This window comes from Actinoplanes flavus, assembly GCF_017592555.1.
GTDB lineage: Bacteria > Actinomycetota > Actinomycetes > Mycobacteriales > Micromonosporaceae > Actinoplanes > Actinoplanes flavus.
Genome location: NZ_JAGFNS010000016.1, coordinates 131034 through 150472, shown reverse-complemented (window position 1 = coordinate 150472; position 19439 = coordinate 131034). Strand labels below are relative to the sequence as shown.

Below are 19439 nucleotides of genomic sequence, written 5' to 3'. Positions count from 1 at the left end.
GGGGCAGCGCCCGGTCAGCGGGCGGTGTTCAGGTGGCCGGTGTAGAGCAGGCGGTTCGGCGAACCCTTGCCCTGGTTGCGGACCAGGTTCTTTCCGGAGTAGCGGACCAGGTCGTCGCGGACCTGGCGGGGCGCCCACTCCGGGTGGGCGCCGAGCACCAGGGCGGCCGCGCCGGCCACGTGCGGCGCCGCCATCGAGGTGCCGCTCATCGTCGCGACGTTGGTGTCGGACGCCTTGCCGGCCGACGTGATGTTCACGCCCGGCGCGAAGAGGTCCAGGCAGGTGCCGTAGTTGGAGAACGAGGCGCGGGCGTCACGGCTGTCCACGGCGCCGACCGTGATCGCCTCCGGGGTGGCGGCCGGGGAGGCCTGGCAGGCGTTCTTGCCATCGTTGCCACCGGCGATCGCGTAGGTCACGCCGCGGTCGATGGAGCGCTTGACCGCCGTGTCCAGCGCCTTGCTCAGCGGGCCGCCGAGGCTCATGTTGGCCACGGCCGGCAGCTGCGCGTTCTCGGTCACCCAGTCGACGGCCGCGATGAAGTCGGCGTACGAGCCGGAGCCGTCGCAGCCGAGCACCTTGAGCGCGACCAGCTTGACGTCCTTGGCGACGCCGTACGTGGCGCCGCCGATCGTGCCGGCGACGTGCGTGCCGTGGCCGTTGCAGTCGTTCGCGACCTTGTCCTTGCCGACGAAGTCCCAGCCGTTGCTCGCCCGGCCGCCGAACTGCTTGTGCGAGACGCGGACGCCGGTGTCGATCACGTACGCGGTGACCTTCCCGGCCGACTTGTAGGTGTAGCTCTTCGACAACGGCAGTTTCCGCTGGTCGAGCCGGTCCAGGCCCCAGGCCGTCGCCTTGCCGGACTGGGTGCGCGCGGTCGCGGTGCGGCCCGCGGTGCTGATCTCGGCGTCCTGCTCGACGAACTCGACGGACGGGTCGGCGGCCAGGCGCCGGGCCTCGTCGACGGTGGCCCGCAGGTGGAAGCCGCGGACCGAGGCGAGGTAGTCGCCCTCGACCCGGCCGCCGTACCGCTGGGTCAGCTCGTGTGCGGCGGCGTCCCGGGCGGCCGCCCGGGCGCCGGCCTTCATGACGACGATGTAGCTGCCCGGGATGGCGCCCTCCACGCCGGCCCCGGCGATGGTGCCGACCGCGGGCGCGGCCGGAGCGGCGGCGGCCGGTCCGGTCAGGCCCCAGACGACTGCGGTGGCGGCGCTCGCGGCAACGGTCAGTCGGATGGCCAGGCGGGCGTCGTTACCGAACATGAAGTGGGTGTCCCTCTCGGTCGTCAGCACAGGTCGATGAAGTTCCGGCCCGGGGGGAATGCCGAAAGCAGCTGAGGGAAATGGTGGAGAGGGATGAGTGCGTCCCAGGTATTCGCCGGGTTGTGCCCGGGTTGCGGGGATGAGAGAACGTTCCGATCGGACGTGTCACACGGCGAACCGCTAAGTCGGCCGTGCGGCGGGCCGAACTTCTCCCTGTCGGGACCGCTGCACCGCCACCGAAGCAAGGAGAGCGATATGAACACTCTGCTGTCGCCCGCGATCGACACCGTCGGCGAGCTGACCGAGCGCTGCGACCGCTGCGGTTCGGCCGCCAAGCTGGAGGTCGTCCTGACCAGCGGTGGAGACCTGGCGTTCTGTGGACATCACGCCAACCGGCACAAGGCCGACATCACCCGCGTCGCCAGCAAGATCCGCGTGGAGGAAGGCTTCGAGTGGGCCGGTAGGTAACCGCTCGACGGGGTAGCCCGCGTTATGCTCTTTCCCTCACGTATTGGGGGTATTTGTGCGTATCGCGGCGCGCGGCGTGGGCAGGCTGTCCCAGCTGACTGCCGGATGCGCCGGAGTGATGGTCGCCGTCTCCGGCGCGCTGCACACATGCGATGTGGGCGATCCGCCGGAGGGCCTCGAGGGCGCTCCGGCGGCCGCCCTGATCCCGGCTGGGATCGCCCTAGTGCTCCAGGTGACGCCCGTTCCCGATGGGGGGACGGGCCGTTTCCGTGCCCGCACGGCGGCGCCGTTCGCCCTGGTCGCGGCCGGCCTGGGCGGCAACACCCTCGCCGGGCGACTGGAGATCGACCCGGGCGCCGCCGCGGTGGGCGTCGCCGGGATCCTCGTGGCGCTCACCCTGCTGGCCCTTCTCGCCTACCGCGTACGCATCTACCACGCCGTCCGGCGCCAGCGGCGCCTGCTCGACGAACTGCATGAACGGCAGGACTTCGCGCAGACGCTGCTCCAGTCGATGAACGAGGCGGTCATGGTGCTGGACGCCAACTACCACGTGATCGACGTGAACCGGCGCTGGCGGGAACTCACCGGACACGGTGACACCCTGCCGGAATCGCCGCCGCTCCCCCCTCCCGGCACCGGCGGCGACTGGCTGCTGCCCCGCGCCGACGGCACCGACGTACCGGTGCTCGCCACCATGGCCGCCATCCCCGACGCGGCCGGCGCGACCCGCGGTTACGTCGCCACCTACGTCGACATCGCCGAACGCAAGCAGGCCGAGGAGAAACTCACCCGGCACGCCGCCGACCTGGAACGCGGCAACGCCGAACTGGCCGCCGCCCTGGCCTTCAAGAACGACCTCACCTCGATGCTGACCCACGACGTGGCGCAGCCGATCAGCAGCATCGCGAGCCTCGCCGATCTGCTCTGCGCCGACTGGGCCGACCTGCCGGAAGACATCCGGCTGGAACTGGCCACCAAGATCGACAAGAACACCCGGCGGCTGATCAAGATGATGAACGACCTGCAGCTGCTGTTCCGGCTGGACACCGGCGCGGTCACCGCCCGCCGGGTACCGGTCCCGCTGCTCGAGGTCGTCGAAACGGTCAGCGCGTCGGTAGCCGGCTCCAGCGACGTGGAAATCACCATCGACGAGGACCTGGCCGCACTGGCCGACCGCGGGCACCTCACCGTCATCGTGGAGAACCTGCTGAAGAACGCCCTCGCCCACGGGGCGCCACCCATCCACATCCGGGCCGAACGGGAGCCGGGTGGAACGTTGTGCCTGATCGTGCAGGACAGCGGCGCCGGCATCCCGGAGGACGTACTGCCCAACCTGTTCGGCCGGTTCATCAAAGGCGCCGGGCTCGGCCTCTTCATCGTCCGGCACCTGGCCGAGGCGAACGGCGGTTCGGTCCGCTACGAACACGCCGAACCACGCGGCGCCCGGCTGCTGGTCACCCTGGAAGCGGCGCCGGCACTCTAGACACCTTCCCGCCCACCCGTGCCGCGCCCGCCGGCCGAGCCGGCGGTTGGTCGCGGCAGCGTTGCCCCTTCGGCCGCCCACACGAACGCACCCGCTAAACCCCTCAATCTTGGACGATTGACCACCGCTCCCGGTGGCAGACCACCCAAGATCGCGCATCCCAGCAGGTGCGCACGCGCAGCACACCACTCGCGCCCGACAGCCCGTCAATCTTGGACGTTTCACCACCGCTTCCGGTGGCAAGGCGTTCAAGATCGCGCGGCCTGGTGAGTGGAGTCCTGCAGCATGCCGCTCGCGCCTGGCAGCGCGTCATTCTCGGACGTTTCACCACCGTCTCGGGTGGCAAAGCACCCAAGATCGCGCGGCCTGGCGGGTGAAGGCGCGCAGCACACCACTCGCGCCCGACAGCCCGTCACACGCGCCCGACAGCCCATCAATCTTGGACGTTTCACCACCACTTCCGGCGGCAAAGCACCCAAGATCGCGTGGCCTGGCGGGTGCGGACGCGCAGCACACCACTCGCGCCCGACAGCCCGTCACACGCGCCCGAGAGCCCGTCAATCTTGGACGATTGACCACCGTTTCGGGCGGCAAAGCACCCAAGATCGCGTGGCGTGGTCGATAGGGGCGCGCAACACACCACTCGCGCACGGCAGCACGTCAATCTTGGACGTTTCACCACCGTTTCGGGTGGCAAGGCGTTCAAGATCGCGCGGTCTGGTGGGCGGAGTCCTGCAGCATGCCGCTCGCGCCTGGCGAAGCGTCGATCTTGGACGATTGACCACCGTTTTGGGTGGTGGGGCGTCCAAGGTCGCGCCTGGTGGGTGGGGCTGGTGGGTGGCGGGTGATGCACGGCCTGGCGCACCGTCGGCTGTGGCGCCGACCGACCGTGGCCCCGCGCCCACCGCGCCTGGCGCAACGGCCGGGGGGTGGGCAGGCCGGGTGCCTGGGAAGCAAGGCGGTGACCAGCCGGTGGGGCGGGACCGGCGGCAGAGACCGGGAGTGGGCGAGCGGGGTGCCTGGGAAGCGAGACGGTGACCAACCCGTCGAGCAGGACCGGCGGCAAAGGCCGGGAGTAGGCAAGCCGGGCGCCTGCGAAGCGAGACGGTGACCAACCCGTCGAGCAAGACCGGCGGCAAAGGCCGGGAGCAGGCGATCCGGGCGCCTGCGAAGCGAGACGGTGACCCAGGGCCGGACCGGACCGGCGGCAGAGACCGGGAGCAGGCAAACCGGGCGCCTGCGAAGCGAGACGGTGACCTACCCGTCGAGCAGGACCGGCGGCAGGGGCGGGAGCGGCGGCAGGTGGGTGAGGGGCCTGTGTGCCGGCCTGCGTGAGCACCGATCTGAGCCCGGCGGGCGCGGCACGGGCGGGACCACCCGCCGAGCGCGCGCGGCACGGACGGGACGGTCGCAGTAAGGCGGGGCGGGGTCGCGCGTACCGGGAAAGGGGGTGAGAGGCGCGCGGACCTGGACCACAAGATTCGGGAAAGGGAAGGCCCGGAGACGCTGAGCGTCTCCGGGCCGCGCGGGCCGGGAATCCCTAGCCGCGTTCCTCTTCGTTGATCATGCCGGTGCCCCACATGTCGCTCTGGGCGGTGCGGCCGCCCATGCGGGCGGATCCGGCGATGCCGGCCGGGTCGGCGCCAGTCGGGGCCGTGGTGCCGGTGCCCGCTTTCGCGGCAGCGGCAGCGGCGGTAGCGGCAGCAGCGGCGGCGGCGGCGGCGTTGCGGTTGCGGATGCGGGCGGCGACCGTGGCCGGGGTGGCCGGGTCGGCGCTGACGCCGGGCAGCAGGGTGTGCGAGTGGGCGGCCATCCGCTTGCTGCTGGCGCCGCTCGGCGGGATCGCGCGACCGCCGAGCACACCGCTTTCCACCAGGCCCTTGAAGGTGGTCAGGTCGTCCTTGAGGCGCCGGTTCAGCGACTCCTGCCCGTGCCGGTCACTCGGCATGAGGAAGGCGATGTCAGCCTCCAACTGGGCGATGATCTGCGTCTTGGCCTCTCCCATCGGGCGCACCGTGATGGTCTCGGCGAGCAGCGGGCCCTCCATGGTGGACCAGGAGACCCGTTCGTCCGGCGACCGCTCGATGATCTGGGCGTCGAACTCGCGGCGCTTACCGTCCACATCCATGATCCAGTGGGTCTGGTCGGACCCCAGCGAGGTCACCTGACGTACGCCGGTCATGAAACGCGGGTAGTTCTCGAACGCCGCGAGCTGCTCGTACACCGTGTGGACCGGTGCGCTCACCTCGATAGCCTGCTGAACCATGCTCATCGCAACTCTCCCATGCTGAAGTGCTGGTATCACAGAGAGTACGTAGACGAGTGCGAATCGTGTTCAGTTTGGCGGTTCCTCGTCGCGCTCACACGCGGCGCAGGTATTGCCAGCGGCCCACTTCGGCGGCGTACCGGGCGTCGCTGGCCGGCACCACCGGCACGGCGGCGTCCAGGAGCATCTGCACCACCCGGGAGGACGGGCTGCGCCATGCCTCGCTGACCTCCACGACGGTGCCGGTGGCCCGGCAGGCGGTGGCCAGCTCACCGACCAGCGCCGGCGTGATCACGGAGTCGTCGAGGCCGGCCTGCCCGAGCAGGGCCAGCGGCCGGGCCAGCTGCGCGGGAACGTACCGGGAGGCCCGCTCCATGCCCTTCACGACCGCCGCGACCAGCAGCTCGGCCACCTGACCGGGGAGCAGCAGCCCATCGTCCATCCGGGTGCGGACCTCGCGCGGGCTGAGCACGTCGTCGCCGATCGGAAGGCCGGAGACCGCCACCGACAGGGCGTCCAGCGGGGCGAGGTCGGCCGGCAGGGCCAGCCAGCCGTCCGCGCTGACCACCTCGACCTCGACCGCGACCCGCAGGGTAATCTCGGTACGGTGCCGGGCCCGCCGGACCGCGGCCGCGTACGCCGGAAGCCAGGTGGTGTCCGGTCCGGCCTGATCGGCGAAGGTGATCGTGGACAGGCCGGCCTGGTCGGCGGCCGACACCACCACACCCACGGCGTCCCGGCCGGCCGCGAATCCGGTGTGTACGTGCGCGTCCACCGTCAGATTCAGCGCGCGGGCAGTACCGACCGCACCGCCATCGATCACTTCGCGCTCTGCGCCCACAGTCGCTCCCAGGTTCCAGGAACGGGATTCTCCCGCCGAGATGAGAGTGCGGGGCCGACGTTGTTCAGCGGGGTCAACGACCGGTGCAGGTCAGGAGCGGCAGGGCCGGTGACGCGGAAACGCCCGCCGCGTGGTCGCGGCGGGCGTTCCGGGTGTTCCTCACTCGGCCGATTCCGGCTTCTCGAACATCTTGGCGAGCGCCTTGACGGCGCCTTCGTCGGGCGAGGCGGCCGCCTGGTTGGCCTCCTGCAGTTCGCGGTAGACCTCCTCGCGGTGCACCTGCACGTCGCGGGGTGCCTGGATGCCCAGCCGGATGACGTCACCACGGGCTTCGAGAACCGTGATGACGACGTCGTCGCCGATCATGACGCTCTCCCCGGCCCGCCGGGTCAGCACAAGCATCGGTGCCCTCCTCCATCCATGGAACGGACAGCATGGCAAAGGCGCGGCCGCGAGGAAACGCGACCGCGCCCGCACTTCGAGGCCTAGAAGGTCTTGTTCATGATCGCCCGAACCGGGTAGTTCGAGCCGGTCAGCACGACCTGCATGGCCCGCATGCTGTCGCGGTCCAGCACGATGGGGGCGAGCAGGTTCGCCGTGGTCTCGTTCTCCCCCGCGGTGATGACCGTGAGCAGCAGCAGCCGGTCCGGGTCCTTGGTGTTCAGCATGGCGAACACCGAGTTGTCGATCTCCGGGGCGTACTCGGGGAAGAACGGCTCCGGCGGGGCCACGAGAAAGCGGAGGTCGGGATTCTCGATGGACGTCAGCGCGTAGAGCAGGCCGTTGTCGTTCAGCCGCACCAGGACGAATTCCCGGTGTTCCGGGAAGCCGGGCATAGGTGCTGCCATCGAGATGGTCGGCAGCCCCATCGACGGATCGGACATTGTCGCCTCAATCGGACGGGATGCGGTACGGGTAGTCATGGTCACCTCAGGAAATCGATGAGCGAGGGCTGGATCACCTTGGCCGTGGCGGCCAGGGCGGCCTGATAGGAGTTCTGCTGAAGCTGCAAATCCATGATCGCCTTCGGCAGGTCGATGTCCTCGATATCGGAGAGCTGCGACGACACGGACATCAAGCGATCCTCGGCGGACTGCTTCATCTGGGTAACCCGATTGTATCGAGCACCTACCTCCGAAAGGGTGGATTTCACGAGGTCAGACGCTTGATCGAGATTGTTCAGGCCGGCGGTGATAGCGGTGTGGTCATTCGCTCGGAGCGCCGTCGAGATCTCGTCCAGGACGGCGAAGAGCTGGGTCGGGGAACCCTCGGCCCCGAAGACCTCGGGACCCCCCAGGTCCACCCGGACCTTGGCGTTCGGGCCGACCGCCCGGAGCGTCTGCACGGTCGTCTCGCCGACGTAGGTGCCGGACGGGTCATAGGCCTCGGCGCCCATGGTGGCGCCGCCGAAGACCGGCCGGTCCAGGTACTTGCTGTTCGCCATCTGGAGCAGCGTGCCCTTGATCTGGTCGAGCTCGGCGGCCCGGGCCGCGTTCGCATCGGGTGAGGTGCCGCCCGTGCTGGTCCCTTCGAGGGCGAGGTCGCGGACCCGGGACATCAGGCCGGTCATCGACTGCAGGTTGTCCTGCATCATGCCGAGGCGGCCGAAGGCGTCGTCGGCGTTGAGGGAGTACTTCTGGTTCGCACGCACCTCGCCGCGCAACTGGAGTGCGGTGACCGCCCCGGTCGGGGAGTCCGAGGGCCGGTGCAGCTGCTTGCCGCTGGAGATCTGCTCCATGGACGTGTGGGTCCGGCCGAGGCTGCGCTGCAGGTTTCCCATCATCCGGGTACGGACGCTGTTCTCGGTGACACGCGGGCTCATGCTCATGAAGTAGCTCCCCTTACCTACCGACGAGGCCGGTACGGTTGATCAATTGGTCAAGCATCGAGTCGATCGTGGTCAGGACGCGTGAGGCTGCCTCGTACCCTCGTTGGTAGGTCAGCAGGTTGGTCATCTCCTCGTCGAGGTTGACCCCGGACTCCGCGTCACGGGCCGCGTCCACCTGCTCGGTCACCGAGATCTGGATGTCGCGGCGCCGCATCGAGGACTGGGCGACCACACCGAGGTCGCCGACCATCGACTGATATTCGGCGTCGGCTCCGGTCGTCGAGGTGCCCAGCTCGGAGAGGCTGTCCGCGATCGATCCGTCGAGCACCGCCGGTGTTCCGGTGGGGTCTCCCCCGGAGACCGCGAGCTTGTTCGTGTCGGTGATGCCGACCACGATGTTCTTCGCGGTGATCGGGGCGGTGCTCGGGAGGCCGCCGCCCGCGATGAAGAGGTTCTGCCCGGTCGTGCCGTCGATGCTGTACCCGGTGCTGTGCAGGTCGTTGACGGTCTTGGCCAGGGTGGCGGCCACCTTGTCCAGCCGCCCGGAGATCTCGTCCAGAGTGCCGCCCTTGGAGAGCAGTTCCATCTGGGCGCCCATGGTCCCGCCGGCGTTCACCGGAGTCCCGGTGTCCTTCCATCGCAGGTTGAGCCCGGTGGTGGCGAGATCCTCGAGCCGGGTCGCGCCACCGGGCTCGATCTCGATCGACTGTGCGGTGAACTCGCTGACCAGAGCGGCGTTGCCGACGTAGACGTTCATCGCGCCGTTCGGCAGGCTCTGCGCCGTCGCGCCGATCATGTCGGACAGCTTCAGCATCAGCTGTCCACGCTGGTCGGCCAGTTCGTTCGGCTGCAGGCCGGCCGCGGTGGCCACCACGATCTCCTTGTTCAGCTTCGCGATCTCCGCGGCGGTCTTGTTCACCTCGGCGGTACGGATGTCCAGCCCGGTCCGGTTGGTCATGTACTGGTTGTTCAGCGAGGCGGCCGCGTCGTTGAGCGACGCCGCCACGGTTGCGGCCTGTTCGAGCAGTGCCGCCTTGGGCGCGTTCTGGCCGGGGTTCACGGCGACGGCGTTCCAGCCGTCCCACAGGTCCTGCAGGCGAGCCTGGAGCGCGGTGTCGCTCGGCTCGGCGAAGACCTCCTCGATGAGCCCGTACGATCCGGCCCGCTCGGTGTGGTAGGCCGAGGTTCCATGCTCGATGTAGCTGCGCTGGTCCAGCCCGGCGCTGCGCAACCGGTCGACCGACGAGACCGCGACACCGGCGCCGGCCTCCGTCGACATGGAGTACATGCCGGGCACCGTGTTGGAGTTCAGCGAGCGCATCGTCACCCGCTGCCGGGTGTATCCCTCGGTGCTCGCGTTCGCGATGTTCTGGCCGGTCACGTCCAGGCCGCGACGCTGTGCGTAGAGCGACGTGAGCGCGGTGTTGATGCCGCCGAAGGTGCTGCCCATCAGATCGCCTCATCTACCAGGGTGGGGCGGCGCACGCCGCCGGTGACTGTCTGTCCCTGTGGTCCATACGTTTCCACGGTCTCGGCGAACGCGAGCATGGTTTCGCGGGCCGCGCGCTGGCCGGCCGTGAGCAGGTCACGGTTGACGTCGGCCAGCGTCCGGATCTCCGAGGTCAGCAGCAGGAACGCCTTGCGGTGCTGGTGCAGGAGGTCGGACCAGGGGTCCGGGGCGGCGTCCGCGAGCTCGCCGAGGGAGACCTCCGGGTCCAGGCCCAACTCGACGGCCACCGCCTGGGCGTGTGCCGCCCGGATGACCTCGGTCTGCCGGATCTGGTCGAGCACCAGCTCCACCTCGCGGGTGGCGTGGCTGAGCCAGCGTGAACGGTTGGCGGCGAGCAGCAGCTGCTCCTCCTCCAGCTTGAAGAGAAGCATCTCCAGCAGCTCACGTGAGCGCCACAGGACACTGGCCAGATCGGTCAGGCTCACGTGGTCCTCCGTCGTGTCGGTGGTCGGCCACCTCTCGGTGGACCGCTCATCCGGGCCTTTCGGCACATCCGCCGTGACACTGAGCAGTTTCGCCGCCGATCGGCACTTCTCCGTTTCGCCCGAAAGGCCGGAAGAATTTTTCGGGAATCCTCATGGCCCCCCACCCACCGCCGATGGGAAGGGCACAACACCACGGCCCATGGACGGGCCGGTTCAAGACCCCACTCAAGGAGGAATCACTCATGGGTCTTCGCATCAACCAGAACATCGCGGCGCAGAACGCCTACCGCAACCTCTCCGTCAGCGACAACCAGATGTCGAAGCAGCTGGAGAAGCTGTCCAGCGGTTTCCGCATCAACCGCGCGGCGGACGACGCGGCCGGCCTCTCGATCTCCGAGGGTCTGCGCTCGCAGGTCAGTGGCCTCAAGGTCGCCACCCGCAACGCTCAGGACGCGATCAGCGTCGTGCAGACCGCCGAGGGTGCCCTGAGCGAGGTCACCAGCATGGTCCAGCGTATGCGTGACCTGGCCGTCCAGGCCAACAGCGCCGCTCTGGACACCGACGCCAAGGCGGCGTCGCAGAAGGAGGTCGACGAGCTCGCCCTCGAGATCACCCGTGTCAGCGACACCACGTCGTTCGGTAAGTCCAAGCTGCTCGACGGTACCTTCACCGCCAAGGACTTCCAGGTGGGCGCGAACACGGGTACGGAGGACGTCCTCAGCATCTCGATCGGTGCCATGGACGCGACCACTCTCGCCATCGACTCCCTCGACCTGAGCACCAGCGCCGGTGCTACGGCCGCCATCGATGCGCTGGACGCCGCCCTCAAGACGGTGACCGACCAGCGTGCCTCGCTCGGTGCGTCGCAGAACCGCTTCGAGCACACCATCAACAACCTGAACACGACCGTGGAGAACCTGTCCGCGTCGGAGTCGCGTATCCGTGACGCCGACATGGCCCAGGAGATGGTCTCGTTCACCCGTTCCCAGATCCTGACGCAGGCCGGCACGGCCATGCTCTCGCAGGCGAACCAGTCCTCGCAGGGCGTGCTGTCGCTGCTCCGCTGACGTTCTAACCGGACGGCAACCGACAACAACTGAATAAGTACGACGCGATACCGAAGATGGGGGTGGACCGGCAACGGCCACCCCCATCCGCATTCCAACCGGCAAGACCCTGAAGGCAGGTTCCCGTGGTCAGCTCCATCGACGGTCTCGTCAGCGGTCTCAGCACCTCCTCGATGATCTCGCAGTTGATGCAGGTCGAGGCCGCCCCGCAGGACAAGCTCCGAGCCAAGGCGGAGACCGCACAGAAGGCGCAGAACGCCTACCAGTCGGTCAACACCAAGCTGAAGGCCGTCAAGACGGCCGCGGACGCGATGCAGTCGCTCGCCACCTGGCGATCGCTCAAGGCCGAGTCCACCTCGACGAGCGTCACCGCGGCGGCCACCGGTGGCATGGCCGGCATGACCGGCAGCATCACCTTCGACGTGGATCAGGTGGCCCGGGCACAGGTCAGCGTGGTCAAGAACGTCGACACCACCGCGACCACCTACCCCCGATCGTTCACGATCACGACCGGATCGTGGTCGGACAGCGACGCGGACGGGACGAACGACCTGTTCACCGCCGGCGGCGCGCCCACCACGATCACGATCCCCGCCGATCAGGACCCCACCGCCGCCAACATCGCCGCCGCCGTCAACGCGGCGGGGCTCAACGTCCGCGCGACCGTGGTCAACACCGACGGCACCAACGGCGTGCTCCAGTTCTCCGGCACCAAGACCGGCGCCGGCAACGGGTTCCAGGTGGATCTCAGCGCGGCCGGCCTCACCTCCGAGGACACGCCCTCGCAGAGCGCCCTCCTCAAGGTGAACCCGGGTACCGCCGCGGAGTACTCGGTCAGCAGCGACACGAACACGTTCAACGGGCTGATGCCGGGCGTGGCGATCACGGCCACCAAGCAGGAGACCGGCGTCACCGTCACGGCCACCGCGGACGCCGCCGCCGTCACCGCGAAGATGCAGGCGATGGTGGACGCCATGAACGCGGCGCTCACCGAGGTCAAGACGCAGACCGCGTACAACCTGGGGACGAAGAAGGGCTCGCCGCTCACCGGTGACTCCACCGTGCGGGAGATGAGCCAGGCGATTCTGGGCACGGTGAGCCGGGGCCTGTCCTACGAACGGACCCTGCCCGATCAGAGCACCGAGACGGTCGACTTCGGCAGCCTCAGCCAGTTCGGCGTCGGGCTGAACCGGGACGGCCAGCTGACCTTCGACGCGGCCAAGTTCACCGCCGAATACAACAAGGACCCGCAGAAGATCCAGCAGGTCGGCAGCGCGTTCGCCGCCCAGGTGGAGGGTCTCGCCGACAAGCAGTCCACGGTGATCACGAATGCCGTCACCGGCCGCAAGAACGAGATCGACTCGCTGAACGACCAGATCAGCAGCTGGGACGTCCGGCTGGTGAACAAGCGTGAGGCGCTGCAGAGGCAGTACTCCGGCCTGGAGGTCGCGCTCGGCAAGCTCCAGAACCAGTCGAGCTGGCTCTCCGGGCAGTTGTCCGGCCTGATGTAACACCCGTCCGCGACACCGACTCCCGCACCAACCGACCGAGGGGACGACCACCGTGAGCAACCTCCGTGACCGCTACCTGCAGGACTCGATCAACACGGCTTCGCCGGCGAAGCTGCTGATGATGCTCTACGACCGGCTCGTGCTGGACCTGATGCAGGGCGAGGAGGCCCTCCGCGGCGGTGACCGGGAGTCGGCGAACAACCGGATCGGCCACGCGCAGGAGATCGTCATGGAGCTGCACGCCAGCCTCAAGCTGGACGCCTGGGACGGCGCGCCGGGCCTGGCGAACCTCTACAGCTTCATGCTCACCGAGCTGATCGGCGCGAACGTCAAGCAGGACGCCGACCGGGTGGCCGGGTGCCGGAAGCTGGTGGAACCGCTGCGTGACGCGTGGCGCGAGGCTGCTCTGGCCCCGGCGTGACGACCGCCATGTCGTCCGTCGATTGGCGGGGCGCCTGGACCGCGGCGCTGGACGAGCTGGAGATGGACGTGCTGGCGGTCGAGACGCTGCTCGCCGACGAGCGGCGCCTCGCCGAGACGCCACCGTCGAACCTGTGGCTTCCGCCCACCGAGTTGGGCGCTCTCCCGCTCGAGCTCAGGCCGCGGGCGGACGAGATCCTCACCCGGCAGCTGGCCGCGGCCGAGGAGATCGCCCGGCGGATCACCGCGAACCGCCAGCAGACGGCGGTGACGGCGCGGATCGAGACCGGCGAAGCGGTGAAGCGCCCGGTTTACCTCGACTGCGCCATGTGATCACGACCGATGAAGGTCCCGTCCCCCGGACACGGGGGACGGGACCTTTTTCGTGTGCAACCTTCCGGCAACCGGTTGGTACTCAGCGGATCGGCGGGCGCGCCGAAGTGCAGGGTACGAGCGACGGATCGCTCGAACGAGAAGCCAAGGATCGGCGACAACCCGGATCGACGGAGGGAGCCCCCTTGTTCGACGACCGCTCGTCGTCCGCATTGCGGGTGGCTGTTACCGGCCTGGCGGCGCGCCAGCAGGCCATCGCCAACAACATCGCCAACATCGAGACCCCCGGCTACCAGGCCCGTAAGGTCAAATTCGAGGAGGCGCTGCAGAGCGCCGTCAGTCAGGGCCGGTCACCGGCCGAGGTGACCCCGGCCGAGCTGCGGTCCCTGGAGCCCACCCGGCTCAACGGCAACAACGTCAACCTCGACGAGGAGACGTTGTCGCACATCGACACCACGATGCGTTACAACCTCGCCATTCGGGCGCTGGACGGCAAGTACAGCCTGCTTCGCGAAGCCATCAAGGGGGCCTGACGATGAGCACCTTCAACGCCATCGGGATCGCCGGCACCGGTGTGACGGTCTACCGGAAGTGGCTGGACGCCGTGGCCGACAACCTCGCCAACGTCAACACCACGACCCGGACCAGCGAGAACGCCTTCCAGGCCCGGTACGTCGCGGCGCGCGCCGCGCAGGACGGGAACGGTGCGGAGATCGCCGGCACCCACCTCGGCAGCGCTGAGGGGATCCTGGCCTACGAGCCGGACAACCCGCTCGCCGACGCCGAGGGTTACGTCCGCCGGCCGGACATCGACATGGGTAACCAGATGGCCCAGATGATGATGGCCCAGCGCTCCTACCAGGCGAACCTCGCGGTCGTCGACCGGGCGCGCGAGACGTACACCGCCGCGATCAACCTCGGGAAGTGATTGCCGTGACCTCACCGATCAGCCCCATCGGGGGCTTCTCCTCCGTCTCCGGCCTCAGCGGTGTCACCGGCGGCTTCAAACTCGGCGGCCTCGGCGGCGCCTCGGAGACCGGGTCCACGCCGTCCGCGGTCGGCCCGAACAGCGACTTCGCCAGCATGATCGCCAAGGGCCTGGAGAACGTGCAGGCCGCCCAGACCAAGGCCAGCGACCTGGCCGTGCAGGTGGCCGACGGTCGGCTGCAGGACCCGGCGCAGTACACGATGGCGGCCACCGAGGCGTCCCTCGGGCTGCAGCTGACCATGGCCGTTCGCAACAAGGCCGTCGAGGCCTTCCAAGAGATCATGAGGATGCAGGCCTGACATGACCGACCGCCTTCCCGCTCCCGTTCGCCGCGTTACGGACACCTTCAAGTCCTTCACACCGGGACAGAAGGCGGTCACGATCTTCGCGGTACTGGCTCTCATCGTCGGCGGCTACTTCTTCGCCACCTGGGCGGCCAAACCGTCGTACCAGGCTCTCTTCAACAATCTCTCGACCAAGGACGCCGCCGCGATCGTCGAGTCGCTGGAGAAGTCCGGCACCCCCTATGAGCTGGCGAACGACGGCCAGACCGTCATGGTGCCGAAAGACCAGGTGAACGAGCTGCGGCTCCAGCTCTCCAGTGAGGGCCTGCCCGGCGACGAGGGCACCGGTTACTCGCTGCTGGACCAGCAGGGCATCACCACCAGCGACTTCATGCAGCACGCCAACTACCAGCGGGCGCTCGAGGGCGAGCTGGCCAGCACGATCAAATCCATCGACGGTGTCGAGGCCGCGACGGTTCACCTCGTGATGCCGAAGGAGGACATCTTCTCCGACGACGAGAAGAAGCCGACGGCGTCGGTGCTGGTCGCCTCGAAGCCGAACCAGGAGCTCAGCCAGCAGCAGGTGCAGTCGATCGTGCACCTGGTCGCGTCGAGCGTCGAAGGACTCGACCCCACCCAGGTCACGGTCGCCGGCTCGGACGGCAAGATGCTCTCCACCGGCGGTGGCAACACGGTCGGCGCCGCCGGCGCCGACAGTGGCACCGAGCAGCAGACGGTCGCCTTCCAGAACCGCATGAACTCGTCGCTGCAGCGGATGCTCGACAACCTGGTCGGCCCCGGCAACGCGGTGGTCACCACCAGCCCGGTCCTGGACTTCGACCAGACCGAGACGCGTAGCAAGAACTACAGCACCGACCCGTCGATGCCCGCCGAGCAGGAGAACGTCAAGAGCGAGACGTACGCCGGGACCGGCACCGGTACCGGCGGCGTGCTCGGCCCGGACAACATCCAGGTGCCCAACGGCGCCGGCGGGACCGGCCAGTACCAGCAGAAGGACGAGACCCGTACCCGCCGCTTCAACGAGGTGGAGGAGGTGCGCCGGAACGCTCCGGGCAGCATCGAGCGGCTCAACGTGTCGGTTCTCCTGAACAGCGCGGTCGCCGGCGCGGTCAACAAGGACGAGGTGCAGCAGCTGCTCAGCGCGGCGGCCGGCATCGACCCGACCCGGGGCGACACCATCGCGGTGGCCGCCATGCCGTTCGACGAGACCCAGGCGAAGGCGGCTCAGGAGGAGCTCGCGGCAGCGGCCGCGGAGGAGGAGTCGGACAAGCGGTCCAAGGTCATCCAGACGGCGGTCCTGCTGTTCGTGGTGCTGATCCTGGTCTTCCTGGCCTGGCGGGCGCACCGGCGTGCCAAGAAGCGCCAGCAGCAGCTGACCGACGAGGAGCGTCGTCTTCTCGAGGAGATGCAGGCCGCGCTGGAGGCCCAGCGGGCGGAGCTGGACATCGACACACCGGCGGCGCTGGAAGCGCCGGAGCCGACCAACCAGGTGGACGAGGCGCGCGAGGAACGTCGCCGGGAGATCGAGGAACTGGTCCGGGAGAAGCCCGACGAGACGGCGGCGCTGATCCGCAGCTGGATCTCCTCTGACCCGGTCTAGCACTGAACGGCAGGAGTACCCGTTGACTACACCGCAGCTAGCCACCCTGTCCATGACGGGAGCTCGCAAGGCCGCCATCATGCTCGTCCAGTTCGGCAAGGAACACGCCTCCCAGGTGATGGCGAACTTGACCGAGAAAGAGGTCGAGATGGTGTCCGCCGAGGTGGCCCGGCTGGGCAAGCTCCAACCGGCGCAGGTCGACGACGTGATGGACGAGTTCTACGTCATGGCGACCACCCGGTACGCCGGGGCGGGTGGCATGGATTACGCCCGGGAGCTTCTGGAGGCGTCGCTCGGTTCGGAGCGGGCGGCGCTGATCCTGGACCGGCTCGAGGCGTCGATGGACGACATCCCGTTCAACTTCCTCAGCAACGCGGACCCGCGGCAACTCCTGTCCTACGTCCAGTACGAGCATCCGCAGACGATCGCCCTGGTGCTGGCGCACATCCCGTCGGCGCTGGCCTCGTCGATCCTGGCCAACCTGCCGTTGGAGGTGCAGACCGAGGTCGCGCATCGCATCGCGATCATGGACCGGACCTCGCCGGACATCATCCGGCAGGTGGAGAGTGCCCTGCAGCGCAAGCTGTCCAGCGTGCTGCAGCCGGACGAGCTCTCCACGGTCGGTGGTCTGCAACCGCTCGTCGACATCATCAACCGCGCCGACCGCACCACCGAGCGGCTCATCCTGGAGGCCCTCGAAACGCGCAGCCCGGAGCTGGCCGAGGAGATCCGCCGGCGGATGTTCATGTTCGAGGACATCGTGAACCTGGACGACCGCGCGGTGCAGCTGATCCTGCGGCAGGTGGAGCCGGCCGACCTGGCCACCGCCCTCAAGGGCGTGCCGGTGGGCGTGCGGGACAAGGTCACCGCGAACCTGTCCGAGCGGGGCCGGGAGAATCTGCTGGAGGAGATGGATCTGCTGGGCCCGGTCAAGGTCAAGATGGTCGAGGAGTCCCAGGCCAAGATCGTCGGTGTCATCCGCTCGCTGGAGGACTCCGGCCAGATCGAGATCCAGCGTGGCGGCGAGGCCGATGAGCTCATCGTCTGACCGGGTGATCCGCGGGGCGATGGCCGACAACGCCGCCGCCGCGCGGTTCGCCGTCGACCTGCGGCCCGACACCCCGGTCGACAGCGAAGCCGTCGAGAAGGCCAAACAGCAGGCCCGGACCACCGGCTACGCCGAAGGGTGGGCGGCGGGCAAACGAGACGCCGCGGCGGCCAACGAGGCCGCCGCGGCGCGCGCCGTGGTCGCTGAGGAGGAGCACGAGCATCGCCGTGCCATGGCTCTGGCCCAGGCGGTGAACGCCCTCGGCCGTGCCGTCACCGGGCTGGAGGACCAGCTCAGGCCGACCTACACCGATGTGCAAGAGATGATCATGGCGAGTGCCTGGGAGCTGGCCGAAGGGATCATCGGCCGGACGCTGCGGGACGACCCGGAACGCGGGGCAGACGCCCTGCGACGGGCCATGACCGCCGCCCCGCAACACGCCGACGTGGTCGTCAGCCTGCACCCGGACGACTTCCGGAGCCTGGTCGGTGAGGGCTCCGGCGGCGATTTCGACTATCAGGGGCGGCGGATCGTGCTGCGCCCCGAACCCGGGCTCCGACCCGGTGACGCGGTCGCCGAGACGGGTACCGCGACCGTCGACGCGACCATCGCCACCGCGATGGACCGTGCCCGGGAGGCACTACGGATGTAGAGGACCCGGCGATGACCGATCTGTTCCAGCACCGGCTGCACAGTGCCGTCGAGGCGGCCCGTCCCCTGGTCAGTGGGCGGGTCACCGGAGCGGTGGGGCTGCGCGTCACGGTCAGCGGGATCGAGGCGAACGTCGGTGACCTGCTACGGCTCGGCGTCGGCGACGACATCGTGCTGGCCGAGGTGGCCGCGCTGGACGGGGAGCGGCTCTCCTGCATGCCGCTCGGCCCGATCGCCGGGATCGGCGCCGGCACCCCGGCGGTGAGCACCGGCGGGCCGCTGCGCGTCGCGGTCGGCCCCGACCTGCGCGGCCGGATCCTGGACGGGCTGGGCCGGCCGATGGACGGTGGTCCGCCGCTGCGCGGACATCTGGTCCCGATCGACGCGGCGCCGCCCTCGGCCATGGAACGGCAGCTCGTCGACGCGCCGATGTCTCTCGGGGTACGCGTCCTGGACACCCTCGTCCCGTGCGGCCGGGGTCAGCGCATCGGCATCTTCGCCGGCTCCGGGGTCGGCAAATCCACCCTGATGAGCATGATCACGCGAGGCACCTCGGCGGAACTGAACGTGGTCGCCCTGGTCGGCGAGCGCGGCCGGGAGGTACGCGAGTTCATCGAGCACGATCTGGGCCCGGAAGGGCTGGCCCGCTCGGTGCTGGTGATCGCCACCTCGGACACCCCACCGCTGGTCCGGCTCCGGGCCGGCGCGGTGGCCACCCGGATCGCCGAGTACTACCGGGACGACGGCGCCGACGTGCTGCTGATGATGGACAGCGTGACCCGTGCGGCGATGGCACAGCGTGAGGTCGGCCTCTCGGTCGGCGAGCCACCGGCCACCCGCGGATATCCGCCGTCCGTCTTCGCGATGCTCGCCTCCCTGCTGGAACGGGCCGGGCCGGGCGCCCGCGGCAGCATCACCGGCCTCTACACGGTGCTGGTCGAAGGCGACGACCACAACGAGCCGATCGCCGACGCCGCCCGTTCGATCCTGGACGGGCACATCGTGCTGGACCGTAAGCTCGCCACCGCCGGGCACTTCCCGGCGATCCAGGCGCTGGACTCGATCTCCCGGGTCGCCAACAAGATCACGACGCCGGAGCAGCGTGCCGACGCCACCGAGCTGCGCCGGCTGATGGCCGCGCACCGGGACGTCCGCGAACTCGTCGAGATCGGCGCCTACGTGCCCGGTACCAATCCGGACGCGGACCGGGCCAACGCGGCCTGGCCGCGAATCAGCGCCTTCCTTCGCCAGGGCCTCGACGACCGCACCACCGCCGAGTCCGCGTGGGCCGAGCTGCGTGCCCTGATCGCCGGAACCTGAGGGTTGAGGTAAGCAAGCGGGGCAGGTGGGGAGCGAAGCGGGTGCAGGACCTCAGCGGAACGGCTGTCTGACCGAACCGGCATATGAAGGCCCACCCGCCCCGCTAGGAGGCACCG

Annotated in this window: 21 protein-coding genes; 13 read left to right on the top strand and 8 right to left on the bottom strand. The window is 69.1% G+C overall.

Features of this window, described 5'->3' with window-relative positions:
- Window positions 1-14: 14 nt before the first annotated feature.
- Entirely contained in the window at window positions 15-1289 is a 1275-nt protein-coding gene (locus J5X75_RS24405) for a S8 family peptidase (protein WP_307798237.1), read from the bottom strand.
- Window positions 1290-1514: 225 nt separating this feature from the next.
- On the opposite strand from J5X75_RS24405, the gene J5X75_RS24400 reads away from it, so the two are divergent.
- Both J5X75_RS24400 and J5X75_RS24395 read left to right on the top strand, forming a co-directional pair.
- Window positions 1515-1727, top strand: coding sequence for a DUF7455 domain-containing protein (locus J5X75_RS24400; protein ID WP_208469813.1), 213 nt, complete (start codon window positions 1515-1517; stop codon window positions 1725-1727).
- Window positions 1728-1803: 76 nt separating this feature from the next.
- Window positions 1804-3210, top strand: coding sequence for a PAS domain-containing sensor histidine kinase (locus J5X75_RS24395; protein WP_307798236.1), 1407 nt, complete (start codon window positions 1804-1806; stop codon window positions 3208-3210).
- 1540 nt (window positions 3211-4750) lie between these two features.
- Here J5X75_RS24395 and J5X75_RS24390 read toward each other — a convergent pair.
- The 7 genes from J5X75_RS24390 to J5X75_RS24360 form a co-directional block, all read right to left on the bottom strand.
- Window positions 4751-5482 carry an SRPBCC family protein gene (locus J5X75_RS24390; RefSeq protein ID WP_238489053.1) on the bottom strand — a complete coding sequence of 244 codons (732 nt, stop codon included), beginning with the start codon at window positions 5480-5482 and terminating at the stop codon, window positions 4751-4753.
- Between the two features lie 88 nt (window positions 5483-5570).
- Window positions 5571-6251: a hydrolase gene (locus tag J5X75_RS24385; protein WP_307798235.1), complete on the bottom strand. Its 681-nt coding sequence runs from the start codon at window positions 6249-6251 to the stop codon at window positions 5571-5573.
- 225 nt (window positions 6252-6476) lie between these two features.
- Window positions 6477-6719, bottom strand: a complete 243-nt coding sequence (csrA, locus tag J5X75_RS24380; protein ID WP_208469811.1) for a carbon storage regulator CsrA — start codon at window positions 6717-6719, stop codon at window positions 6477-6479.
- Window positions 6720-6802: 83 nt separating this feature from the next.
- Window positions 6803-7186, bottom strand: a complete 384-nt coding sequence (fliW, locus tag J5X75_RS24375; protein WP_238489051.1) for a flagellar assembly protein FliW — start codon at window positions 7184-7186, stop codon at window positions 6803-6805.
- A 56-nt stretch (window positions 7187-7242) separates the two neighbouring features.
- The gene (locus tag J5X75_RS24370) at window positions 7243-8139 is read right to left on the bottom strand and encodes a flagellin N-terminal helical domain-containing protein (protein ID WP_274383634.1); all 897 of its coding nucleotides are present in this window, start codon (window positions 8137-8139) and stop codon (window positions 7243-7245) included.
- A 19-nt stretch (window positions 8140-8158) separates the two neighbouring features.
- Window positions 8159-9595 carry a flagellar hook-associated protein FlgK gene (gene flgK, locus J5X75_RS24365; protein ID WP_208469808.1) on the bottom strand — a complete coding sequence of 479 codons (1437 nt, stop codon included), beginning with the start codon at window positions 9593-9595 and terminating at the stop codon, window positions 8159-8161.
- Window positions 9595-10080, bottom strand: a complete 486-nt coding sequence (locus J5X75_RS24360) for a flagellar protein FlgN (RefSeq protein WP_208469807.1) — start codon at window positions 10078-10080, stop codon at window positions 9595-9597. Before J5X75_RS24360 ends, flgK begins: the two co-directional genes overlap by 1 nt.
- Before the next feature lie 242 nt (window positions 10081-10322).
- Between J5X75_RS24360 and J5X75_RS24355 the strand changes: the two genes are divergently transcribed.
- From J5X75_RS24355 to J5X75_RS24305, 11 genes are all read left to right on the top strand, one after another.
- Window positions 10323-11147, top strand: coding sequence for a flagellin N-terminal helical domain-containing protein (locus J5X75_RS24355; protein ID WP_204293906.1), 825 nt, complete (start codon window positions 10323-10325; stop codon window positions 11145-11147).
- Window positions 11148-11272: 125 nt separating this feature from the next.
- Window positions 11273-12658 (top strand): flagellar filament capping protein FliD, encoded by a 1386-nt coding sequence (fliD, locus tag J5X75_RS24350; protein WP_208469806.1) that lies wholly within the window; start codon window positions 11273-11275, stop codon window positions 12656-12658.
- Window positions 12659-12710: 52 nt separating this feature from the next.
- Window positions 12711-13079, top strand: a complete 369-nt coding sequence (gene fliS, locus J5X75_RS24345; protein WP_208469805.1) for a flagellar export chaperone FliS — start codon at window positions 12711-12713, stop codon at window positions 13077-13079.
- Between the two features lie 8 nt (window positions 13080-13087).
- Entirely contained in the window at window positions 13088-13411 is a 324-nt protein-coding gene (locus J5X75_RS24340) for a hypothetical protein (RefSeq protein ID WP_208469804.1), read from the top strand.
- Window positions 13412-13596: 185 nt separating this feature from the next.
- The gene (gene flgB, locus J5X75_RS24335) at window positions 13597-13944 is read left to right on the top strand and encodes a flagellar basal body rod protein FlgB (protein ID WP_208469803.1); all 348 of its coding nucleotides are present in this window, start codon (window positions 13597-13599) and stop codon (window positions 13942-13944) included.
- A 2-nt stretch (window positions 13945-13946) separates the two neighbouring features.
- Window positions 13947-14339: a flagellar basal body rod protein FlgC gene (locus J5X75_RS24330; protein WP_208469802.1), complete on the top strand. Its 393-nt coding sequence runs from the start codon at window positions 13947-13949 to the stop codon at window positions 14337-14339.
- A gap of 5 nt (window positions 14340-14344) precedes the next feature.
- Window positions 14345-14698, top strand: a complete 354-nt coding sequence (fliE, locus tag J5X75_RS44580; protein WP_208469801.1) for a flagellar hook-basal body complex protein FliE — start codon at window positions 14345-14347, stop codon at window positions 14696-14698.
- Between the two features lies 1 nt (window position 14699).
- The gene (gene fliF / locus J5X75_RS24320; RefSeq protein ID WP_208469800.1) at window positions 14700-16304 is read left to right on the top strand and encodes a flagellar basal-body MS-ring/collar protein FliF; all 1605 of its coding nucleotides are present in this window, start codon (window positions 14700-14702) and stop codon (window positions 16302-16304) included.
- 52 nt (window positions 16305-16356) lie between these two features.
- Entirely contained in the window at window positions 16357-17352 is a 996-nt protein-coding gene (fliG, locus tag J5X75_RS24315; RefSeq protein ID WP_238489049.1) for a flagellar motor switch protein FliG, read from the top strand.
- Window positions 17336-18004, top strand: a complete 669-nt coding sequence (locus tag J5X75_RS24310) for a FliH/SctL family protein (RefSeq protein WP_238489047.1) — start codon at window positions 17336-17338, stop codon at window positions 18002-18004. The genes fliG and J5X75_RS24310 overlap by 17 nt, the downstream gene beginning before the upstream one ends.
- Before the next feature lie 11 nt (window positions 18005-18015).
- Entirely contained in the window at window positions 18016-19323 is a 1308-nt protein-coding gene (locus J5X75_RS24305) for a FliI/YscN family ATPase (protein ID WP_208469798.1), read from the top strand.
- Window positions 19324-19439: the final 116 nt, after the last annotated feature.